Consider the following 9,134-nt stretch of genomic DNA (forward strand, 5'->3'; position numbering starts at 1 on the left):
CGCCCGCGATGGTCACTGTGTATAATGCGTGCCGGGCCGAATGGGGCCGCATCATTTCGACGCCTGTCGATCTGGCGTTGCTGACCGTCATGCCGCTGATGTTGCTCGGCGCGATGGCGGCGATGCTCTCTGCCGGATCGCCGCACCATTTGCCTACCGTCATCGTAGACCGCGATGGCGGTGTATTGGCCCGGCGGATCGTGCGCGCCATCGACGCCTCCCCAGGCTTGCAGATCGTGGGCCGGGTGCCCGACGTTGCTGCCGCGGTGACGATGATGCGGCGCGAACAGGCGGTCGCCGCCGTGGTGATCCCCCGGGGCGTCGGGACCCGTAATGCCGGTCGCGCCCCGGTCGAGATATTCCATCAGGCGGCGTTCCTGTCGACGGGGGCACTCGCGGCGACGAACCTGCGCGTTGCAGTCGCCGCCACGCTGGCGCAGTACGGGGCGTCCGCCCACGGCGTGGCGGGACTGGCCGCGACCGATCCGGCGTTGCTGCCCGGCGTGCAGGTGACGGTGCTCGGCAATCCATCGCTCAGCCTGGAATGGTATCTAGGACTGCTGCTGGGCCCGGGGGTGTTGCACCTGCTGATCGCGGTTGCCTGCGTGGGAAGCATCGGGGTGCTGATGAACGATGGCTCGTTCGCCGCGTTCGCCGTACGGGGTGGCGTTGCGGCCACGCTGGCCGGGCGGCTTTCTCCTCATGTGATTGCGGGAACGTTCTGGGGTGTTGCGTGGCTGCTATGGCTCACGCTCGCACAAGGCTATCGCGCAGACGGATCGCTGCTGCTGATCGTGGCGGGGCAAGCATTGCTGTTCGTCGCCACCGCGGCGGTCGCGCTATTGCTCGTCGCTGCAACGCGCAGCATTGCCACCGCCTTGTCGGGCGCTGTCATCGTTGCGGGATCGGCGCTCGCCTATTCGGGCGCTTCGCTGCCGATCGATGGCGCGGGCCTGTTCGCGCGGGTCTGGCACCAGGTGTTGCCGCTGACCCACTACATGACGCTGCAGATGGATCAGGTGCTTGGTGCCTCCGCCGGGCCGTTCCTGAAGGCAGCGGGAACGCTGCTGCTGTATCCGCTGGTCGCAGGCGGCCTGGGCATAATCCTTATCCGCCGTGACCGGGAAGCCCGATGACGTTTCGCGCGGCTCTCGAACACACGCTATTGACGATCGTCACGACGCGCGATCTCCTATCGCTCGCGATATTGTCGGTGCTGCTCTATGCCTTCTACTATCCAGCGCCCTATGCGCACCAGTCCGCCCGCGCGCTGCCCGTGGTGGTTGTGAACGGCGACGGCGGGACCGCCGCGCGCCGCCTGCTCGACGATCTTGGCGAAACGCGCAGCGTCCGCGTCGTCGGCGAGGTTCCCGACATGGTCGCAGCGCGCGGTGCCGTGCGTGACCGGAAGGCGGACGGCATCCTGCTGATCTCGCGCGATTTTACCGGCGGCGCGCTGACGGGTAGAGGTACGGCGGGCATCGCATTGTGGCTGAACGGGACGTATCTGCTGCGTGCGCAGAGCATCGGCACCGGCGTCGCCGCGACGCTGGCCGGCGCGATCGACCGCTGGCGCGCGGCGCAAGGCGGTGCCCGGCTTGCGGCGATGCCGACGATCCTTGTCCACCCGTTGTTCAACACCACGCTCGGCTACCGCGACTACATTTTCCCGGCGGTCGCCAACATCATCCTGCAGCAGACGCTGTTGCTCGCCTGCGCCCGGCTGATGGCGGAACGCCAACGCCGCAGGGAACGGCGGATGTCCGTCGCAGCCGCGCTTGGCATGTGGGCGGCATGCACCCTTGTCGGCGTGCTGTCCGCCTTGCTCTATTTCGGAATGATCTATTGGATCCAGGATATCCCGCACGCTGGGGCGCTGCCGGCGCTCCTCGTCGCAGTTCCTGTCTTTGCGGCAACCGTGGCGGCGCTCGGGCTGTTGCTGGGTAAGTTGTTCAACAGCGGCGACGATGCATTGAAGATCCTGTTGCCGACATCTGTGCCGCTCGTGTTTCTAGCGGGTTTTGCCTGGCCACTCCACGCAATGCCGGGCTGGCTTTCTGCGCTGGCCTGGTTTTCCCCCGCCACCTGCGCCATGCATATTTTCGTTCCTTTAAATCAGATGGGTGCAAGCTTGGAGGACGTATTTGGTCCACTGGCCAAGCTTATGGCACTCTTGGCGCTTTATGGAGGGCTGAATATCTGGAGTAGCACCAACAGCGCGCGTTGAATTTTTCAACAGCCACGTTCGGTTATGACACCAGCAACCTAAGCTCGCTCTGTATCCGCCGCAGGGCCTTTCAATCCTGGCGGCGGCAGGTCGGCATCCGGATCGCGTCCCTGTAGCTTGTCTAGGAGACGCATAGCCGGCGTGACGGTCAGCCCGTGGAGAAGGATGGAAAACAGCGCCACCAATCCTACGATGGCCCACAGCCGCTCGCCTCCGGCAAGCTCAACGTGGTTCAGCGCATAAGCCAGGTAATAGAAGGAGCCGACACCGCGGATGCCAAAGAAGGCAAGGGTCATCTTCTCGGAGAGGTCTGCCCGCAAACCGGCAAGCCCTATCAAGCCGGTAACGGGCCGCACGACGAGGATAATGATCGCAGCGGCCAGTACATCTACCCAACCAATCGGTTGAAGGAGCCCACTGACCAGCGCACCACCGAACAGGATCAGGAGCACCATCATGCCGATGCGCTCCACCTGTTCGGTGATGTCGTGCATCTCGCGGTTGAACTCATGATCGCGATGCGAGCGGCGAAGCGTCAATGCGGTGATGAAGACAGCCAGAAAGCCGTAGCAGTTGAGCAGCTCGGTCACGCCGTAGGAGACGAAAGTCGCGGCAATGGCGATCAGGCCATCCCCGGTCTGAGCCAGCTTGGTTTCCGCTGGCACGTGAAAGGTCAGCCAGCCGAACAGGCGGCCGATCAACCAACCGCCGACGACACCCACGCCGATTTCCCACAACACACTATGGAACACCCATTCGCGCGCCCAAGGCTCTCCGGTGCTCGCCGAAATGCCCAGCGCGATAGCGAGGTTGACGAACGGAAAGGCAAAACCGTCGTTCAGGCCCGCTTCTGACGTTAAACCGAAGCGCACCTCATCTTCCTCTCCGGTCTTGGGAGGACCGACCTGCACGTCTGACGCGAGCACGGGATCAGTGGGAGCGAGGCAAGCCCCAAGCAGAAGCGCCGCGATCCATGACAGGCCCAAGCCCCAGCCTCCGATCGCCGTGATCGCCGCGATGCTGAGGGGCATCGTGACCGCAAGCAGCCGCCAGGTCACATTCCATCGGCGCCAGCTGAATACGCGATCCAGCTTCAGGCCTGCGCCCATCAGCGCGATGATAACGATGAACTCGGTGAAGCGCTCGGTGATGTCGGCGTAAGACAGCGGCAAAGGCCGCAGCGACACAGCCGGCAACGAGAAGACCACGGCTCCGATCCCGATACAGATGATCGGCAGCGACAGCGGCAATCGTTTCAACGCAAGCGGCAGCCATGCTACGAGGGCGATCAGGACTCCGGCACCTGTCAGCCAGAGGATATAGGGTTCAGGCGATGAAAAGCTGGGCACCTGCGCCGCTCTCCAGGCAGTAGCGCGTTCCGAGCGCTTCAGATGGATGTCGCATCAGCCTGGCGGAATGAGCAGACAGGGACCGAACACAGCCTGGCTCCCAGTTCATTACGCGAGACCTCTTGCGGGCCTTTGTTACTGTCGCTGCCGAATTGCGTCAGCACGATCTTCCGTCGCATCCGCCTTCTTCTCGGCAGTCGCGCGAACCCTGCGGGCTTCTTCTTCCAAGGCATCCGCCCGCTGATCGGCTTCGCTGCGAACGGCGTCCGCCTGGTCCTCGGCGGCGTCCGCACGTGCTTCGATCGCCTCGTTCAGACTGTCAGCGGCACGATCCTGGGCTTCCCCCGTCCGCTCCGCCGGCCCTTTCTCGATCGTATCCTCGCTCGATACGACACCTGCGTTGGCGTCGGCCTGCTCGCCGGCATCCTCGCGGGGGCCGTCACAGGCCCCCACGAACGCGATCAGTGCCAGCCCGACGAGCTGGAGGCGTAGCCCTCGTCTCATGACTGCGGTTCCTCGCTCGGCGTCGAACTGCCCGGACGAAAAGTGGTGCTCGACTGCGGCGCGATCGGCGGAGGCGGCATCGCGGACGAGCCGCTAAGACGCTGGACCAGCTTGGCGGCGGCGTCCCGTCCACCAAGGCCGAAGGCAAGCGCGAACGCAACGGCAATGGCACCGAGGATCAGGCCGAAGGCGAGATTGATGATGTCGTCGGCCAATCCCATGAAGCGCAGGCCGATGGCGGTGCCGAGAATGATGATCGCAACGTGGACGATTTTCGCGGTCAGCTCGGCGTTGGCTCCGCCGCTGGCGCGCACGACTGTCGAGACCAGCTTCGCAATGGCGATGGCGACGGCGATGATGACGGCACCGAAAACGACCGAGCCGAGCAGGGTCAGGATCTCCGCCATCATGCGCGAGCCGTAGGCGAAGTTGAGTTGCCGGAAAGCCTCCATCAGGCCGAAGATGATGATGGCGATGAACACGGCGTGCCCGAGCAGCTTGGAGGGCACCAGCGTCGGGGTCGACGGGGTTCCTGCCGACGTCGCTGGAACGCCGGCGGCCGGCGTGGTGCTTGAGGGGAACACGCCGAGCGCGCTGATCGTGCGATCGAAGCCGGTGCCGCTCAGGAACTGGCTAAGGAGTTGCGACGCGAACCGGCCGATCACATAGGCGAGCGCGAGGATGATCGCAGCCGCGACGACATGCGGGATGCTGTCGAGGATGATGCGGAGCATCGCGGTCGCCGGATCGGAGATTGCGCGGATGTTGAGCTGATCGAGCGCGGCGATCGCGACCGGGATGATGATGAGCGCGAACACGATCCCGCCGACCATCCGCGGCAGCGTTGTAGGATCGGCCTTGGCCATGCCGGCGCGTTCGGCGAGCTGCTCGGTGCGGGCGGCTGTCAGCACCGCCTCCACCGCCTTCTTGGCGACGCTGGCGACGATGTAGCCGACGAAGAAGATCAGCCCTGCGCCGATGATGTTGGGGATGGCGGCGCCGAACTGGTTGAGCATTCGGCCGACCGGGCTGGTGGCAGCGGCCAGGCCGAGCGGCTGAGCGGCAAGCACGAGCGCGATCAGTATCACGATCCAGAAGGCCGCATCACCGACCTGGGCGCCGACACTCTTAGGGTTGCGGCCCGTCTCGGGAATACCGGACTGCCGGTGCGCGTGCCGCGCCAGCGGCGTCTTGTTGACCAGCGCGGCGACGCCCCACTTGGCGGCCCTCGCTAGAAGATAGCCGATCAGGAGAATGACGGCCGCCGCAAGAACGCGCGGCCCCCACTCCTGTAGGTAGAGAACGGCGGTGTCGCCGAGGTTGCGGGTGCCGGCGATCATGCCGTCCGCTGTCACATAGTTCGGGTTCATCGCCGTCTCCCCTGTTGGCAAGGCATGTGAGCCCGGCGCGGGCTTTCACCCGCGCCGAGCTCCACCGACTAGATACGCTTGTCGGTGTCGCGGAAGGTCGAGCCGCGGGTCTCGACGTCGGTGTCGCGGTCGACCTCGACGTCGGTGCGACGCACGGTGTCGTCGACCTCCGCGACATGCTCTTCGGCCGTCTTGGAGACCACGACCTCCTCGACGACGCGGGCTGTCTTGCCGACCACGGCTTCCTCGCCGCTCGCGGTCATGTCGATCGTCCGCTCGCGGAAGGCGTCGGTATCGGCCGCGGAAAGCGGCTGATCGACCGCGCGGCGCTGCACGTTGACGCGCTCGTTGCGGAGGCGGATTTGCTCGTGAACCGGCGTTTCGGTCACATAGGACCGCACGCGCACCCCGCCGCGGCTCACGTCGCGCTTGCCGACGACCAGTTGCTCCTCGACGATCGGGATCACTTCTTCCTGCTCGGCCGTGCGGCCGGCGGTCTCGCGACGGTCGAAGCTGCCGAGCGCGGCCCCGGTCGCGCCGGCAGCGGCGCCGGCGCCGGGATAATCCCAACCCGACGAACGCCACTGGCTCGAACGGTCATCGATGTCGATTGAGTTGGCCTCTTCGAGAACCCGCACCGCCTCATCGATGCAATCGTCATCGACGTCGGCGGTCAGCAGCGCACCGCCACGGCGCACGCCTTCCTCATAGGTGTGGCGATCCTCATCGGGGACGAACGCGTTCTTGATCGAGTCCCAGAAGCCACGGTCCTCATGGGTCGAATAGCCGGTCTCCTTGTAGCCGGCGCTCGACTTGTCGTGAATGTGGATGTGGTCAGCGTCGACCCGCGCGCTCTTGAGCCGGTCCTTGGCGGCTTCGGCATCGGCGCGGCTGTCGAACAGGGCTGTGATAGTGCTGGACATGATCTTACTCCTGCGATTGAGACGGGATTTGGCGGCTTACCTCGCCGTCACGACGAGTTCGGTGCGGCGGTTCTCGAAGCGACCGCCAGCGGTAGCGTTGGTGTCGACCGGATTGGTCTCGCCGCCGGAGACAGTCTCGATGCGGCCGGCGTTGATGCCTTGCGCGACAAGCGCCGACTTGACGCTATCGGCGCGAGCCTTGCCGAGCGCCATGTTCGCTGCATCGGTGCCGCGCGCGTCGGCGTAGCCGGCGATGCGGATTCGGGCGTTCGGATACTGCTTGAGGGTCGCGGCCACCTCGTTCACCTCGGCAGCATCGGCGGGTCGGATATTGCTCTTGGCGGTGTCGAAGTTGAGCTTCTCGAAGGTGAAGGTGCGGGGAAGCGGCTCCGTGCCGGCCAGATAGGTCCCGAGACCGGACGTGCCGACCAGCGCGTCAGCGGACCCGGCATTCGGAGTGGCCGCGACAACCTCGGTCGGGGTGGCCGTGGGAGCGGGAGCAACGGCAGCGGTGTCCTCACGGTTGCAGCGGCTCAGAGCGAACAGCAACGCCAGAATCCCGAGCGCAAGCAGCAACCAGGGGAGCCAGTTGAAGCCCTTGTTCTTCTCGATGTAGATGTGACTCGGTGCGCCCTCCGGCCTGTTGTCGTTAGGTCCTGCCATGAACATCCTCCTGGGTTTTGGTGAGATCGGTGCGGTCGACCTCGATGCGTGTGCGCCTGAGCGCGGTCGGCAGCTCGACCGCCTCCGCCTGCGCCGACCGGAAGACGTGGACCTCCTCGACGAGGAAAAGCCGCTTCTCGACAACCAATCGCTCCTCGACCACGGGAATGATGGTGACGCCGTTCTCCTCACGGACAGCGGGGGCTCGGTCGACCTCGCGTTCGACCGCTACGCGCCTGATCTCGACGTGCTCGCGCCAAATCTCGTCACGAACAACGACCTGCTCCTGCTCGGGCACGGTGCGGACCGTGACATGCTCGACGTCGGCCGCACGTTTGGTAACGTGCGCCTCCTCCTCAATGATCGGTAAGCGAATGTCGTCGGGCATGCCTGTCCTTCAGCTTCGGCACCTAACGCCGCCGAACCCTTGAAGTGTCCCGGAGCAAACTCTTTCCGGGTTGATCGAGCTGGTAGTTTGCTACTATCCGTGCAGTAGTTCTCGTAGAGCCGTTCATTATCTGCGAGGAACATCGTCCTATGGCTCGGCGCTCTACCGGCATGGCCAATCCGCTCTCCCGTGTTCTCGCACGCGACACGTTGACCCACCTCGAACAGTTGATCGGCGGTATGACGGCCGGCGTCATCCTGATCGACCTGGCCGGAACGATCATCTGGGCCAATGATGCTGCGCTGGCGATGCACGGCGTCGACAAGCTCGAAGGACTTGGCGGCAACGCCGACACCTATGCGCAGCGGTTCGCGCTCCGGTTCCGCAACGGGCACCGGCTCGCCAACCGCGAATATCCTGTCATCCGCATGTTGGCGGGCGAGAGCTTCCCGGACCTGGTGGTGGAGGTGAGTGCCGCCGGCAGCGATGAACGTCGTTGGACCCATCGGGTGCGCGACGTCGTGATGACCGGGGACGACGAAGAGCCGGACTGCCTCGCGCTTGTGATTCAGGACGTTTCCGAACAGTATGAAGCGGAGGCGCGGTTCGAGGCCATGTTCCAGGCCAACCCCGCGCCGGCGCTCATTATGCGGCTCTCGGATCAGCGATTTAGCCGGGCAAATCGCGGCTTTCTCGAAATGACCGGCTACCCCCGTCAGGCGGTCCAAGGGAACAGCCTTTACGACCTCGACATTCTGAACGGCGCCGAGCGAAAGGACTATGCCAAACAGTGCCTCGCGGAAGGCCGGACGATCCCGCAGATGGAAGCCGAGTTGCCGCTACCTGATGGCAACACCAAGCTCGTCATCATCGCCGGGCAGCCGATCGAAGTCGGCGACGACAAGTGCATGCTGTTCACCTTCGCCGACCTGGAGCCGCGCCGGAAGGCAGAGCGTGCATTGCGATCGAGCGAGACGCACTTTCACACTCTGTTCCAAATGGCGCCCGTGGCGATGGTGCTGACTTCGCCCGACAGTCACCGCACGATGGACGTGAACGACGCCTTCGTTCGCCTCACTGGTCGCAGCTCGGCCGGCTCCATCGGCAGAGCCGCCGGCGACCCCGAGCTTTGGGCCGATCCGGCGCAACGTGAGGAGGTGCAGCAGGAACTGGATCGAAGCGGGGGCGTGCGCAACCGCGACGTCCGGCTGATCGATGCGGACGGGCAACCGGTTGACTGCCTCATGTCGGCCGAGCGCATGGAGATCAGGGGCGAACGCTGCACCCTCTGGCTCTACCAGGACATTACCACGCGCCGGAGGAGCGAGCTGGAGCTTGCCGACGCGATCGAGGCGGTGATGAAGGATGCGAGCTGGTTCAGCCGGACTGTGATGGACAAGCTCGCGACCCTGCGAAACCCGCGCGCCGAGTCTGCCATCGAGACTGCGGACCTAACCCCTCGCGAGCGCGAGGTTCTCGGATTGATCTGTGAAGGACTGGACGACAAGGCGATTGCGAAACGCCTGTCACTGTCGGGGAACACGGTGCGCAACCATGTTGCCGGCATCTATGCGAAGATCGGCGTTAATCGGCGCGCGGCGGCAGTCGCCTGGGCGCGGGAACGCGGGCTGTCCTAGGTGTTCAGTCCCGGCATCTGGTGGATCGGGTCGACGATGAACCGGTCTGGCTCTGAAGTCCAGATCTTGGCCA

Annotated in this window: 9 protein-coding genes; 3 read left to right on the forward strand and 6 right to left on the reverse strand. The window is 64.8% G+C overall.

The genetic code is table 11. The features are described from left to right. The first annotated feature begins 8 nt into the window (after positions 1 to 8). Both HRV97_RS16460 and HRV97_RS16465 read left to right on the forward strand, forming a co-directional pair. Positions 9 to 1,136, forward strand: coding sequence for an ABC transporter permease (locus HRV97_RS16460; RefSeq protein ID WP_174195227.1), 1,128 nt, complete (start codon positions 9 to 11; stop codon positions 1,134 to 1,136). Then, positions 1,133 to 2,227, forward strand: a complete 1,095-nt coding sequence (locus tag HRV97_RS16465) for an ABC transporter permease (RefSeq protein WP_063690355.1) — start codon at positions 1,133 to 1,135, stop codon at positions 2,225 to 2,227. Before HRV97_RS16460 ends, HRV97_RS16465 begins: the two co-directional genes overlap by 4 nt. A gap of 38 nt (positions 2,228 to 2,265) precedes the next feature. On the opposite strand, the gene HRV97_RS16470 is transcribed toward HRV97_RS16465, so the two are convergent. From HRV97_RS16470 to HRV97_RS16495, 6 genes are all read right to left on the reverse strand, one after another. Next, positions 2,266 to 3,576, reverse strand: a complete 1,311-nt coding sequence (locus HRV97_RS16470) for a cation:proton antiporter domain-containing protein (protein ID WP_174195219.1) — start codon at positions 3,574 to 3,576, stop codon at positions 2,266 to 2,268. Positions 3,577 to 3,711: 135 nt separating this feature from the next. After that, a complete protein-coding gene (locus HRV97_RS16475) occupies positions 3,712 to 4,080 on the reverse strand; it encodes a hypothetical protein (protein ID WP_147276303.1) in 369 nt (122 codons plus the stop codon). Continuing rightward, positions 4,077 to 5,450: a mechanosensitive ion channel gene (locus tag HRV97_RS16480; RefSeq protein ID WP_174195220.1), complete on the reverse strand. Its 1,374-nt coding sequence runs from the start codon at positions 5,448 to 5,450 to the stop codon at positions 4,077 to 4,079. The genes HRV97_RS16475 and HRV97_RS16480 overlap by 4 nt, the downstream gene beginning before the upstream one ends. Positions 5,451 to 5,518: 68 nt before the next feature. After that, positions 5,519 to 6,373 (reverse strand): DUF2382 domain-containing protein, encoded by an 855-nt coding sequence (locus tag HRV97_RS16485; protein WP_174195221.1) that lies wholly within the window; start codon positions 6,371 to 6,373, stop codon positions 5,519 to 5,521. Positions 6,374 to 6,409: 36 nt separating this feature from the next. Further along, positions 6,410 to 7,036 carry an OmpA family protein gene (locus HRV97_RS16490; protein ID WP_246248823.1) on the reverse strand — a complete coding sequence of 209 codons (627 nt, stop codon included), beginning with the start codon at positions 7,034 to 7,036 and terminating at the stop codon, positions 6,410 to 6,412. Then, entirely contained in the window at positions 7,023 to 7,424 is a 402-nt protein-coding gene (locus HRV97_RS16495; RefSeq protein WP_174195222.1) for a YsnF/AvaK domain-containing protein, read from the reverse strand. Before HRV97_RS16495 ends, HRV97_RS16490 begins: the two co-directional genes overlap by 14 nt. A 170-nt stretch (positions 7,425 to 7,594) precedes the next feature. Between HRV97_RS16495 and HRV97_RS16500 the strand changes: the two genes are divergently transcribed. Then, the gene (locus HRV97_RS16500) at positions 7,595 to 9,061 is read left to right on the forward strand and encodes a helix-turn-helix transcriptional regulator (protein ID WP_174195223.1); all 1,467 of its coding nucleotides are present in this window, start codon (positions 7,595 to 7,597) and stop codon (positions 9,059 to 9,061) included. The last annotated feature ends 73 nt before the right edge of the window (positions 9,062 to 9,134 follow it).

Origin of the sequence: Sphingomonas hominis (assembly GCF_013328205.1) — a bacterium.
In the GTDB taxonomy this organism is placed as follows: domain Bacteria; phylum Pseudomonadota; class Alphaproteobacteria; order Sphingomonadales; family Sphingomonadaceae; genus Sphingomonas; species Sphingomonas hominis.

What these genes read in the sequence shown, in the direction of transcription:
- HRV97_RS16460 (WP_174195227.1), top strand. Translation starts at nt 9, where the DNA reads ATGGTCACTGTGTATAATGCGTGCCGGGCCGAATGGGGCCGCATCATT.
- HRV97_RS16465 (WP_063690355.1), top strand. Translation starts at nt 1,133, where the DNA reads ATGACGTTTCGCGCGGCTCTCGAACACACGCTATTGACGATCGTCACG.
- HRV97_RS16475 (WP_147276303.1), bottom strand. Translation starts at nt 4,080, where the DNA reads ATGAGACGAGGGCTACGCCTCCAGCTCGTCGGGCTGGCACTGATCGCG.
- HRV97_RS16480 (WP_174195220.1), bottom strand. Translation starts at nt 5,450, where the DNA reads ATGAACCCGAACTATGTGACAGCGGACGGCATGATCGCCGGCACCCGC.
- HRV97_RS16485 (WP_174195221.1), bottom strand. Translation starts at nt 6,373, where the DNA reads ATGTCCAGCACTATCACAGCCCTGTTCGACAGCCGCGCCGATGCCGAA.
- HRV97_RS16490 (WP_246248823.1), bottom strand. Translation starts at nt 7,036, where the DNA reads ATGGCAGGACCTAACGACAACAGGCCGGAGGGCGCACCGAGTCACATC.
- HRV97_RS16495 (WP_174195222.1), bottom strand. Translation starts at nt 7,424, where the DNA reads ATGCCCGACGACATTCGCTTACCGATCATTGAGGAGGAGGCGCACGTT.
- HRV97_RS16500 (WP_174195223.1), top strand. Translation starts at nt 7,595, where the DNA reads ATGGCCAATCCGCTCTCCCGTGTTCTCGCACGCGACACGTTGACCCAC.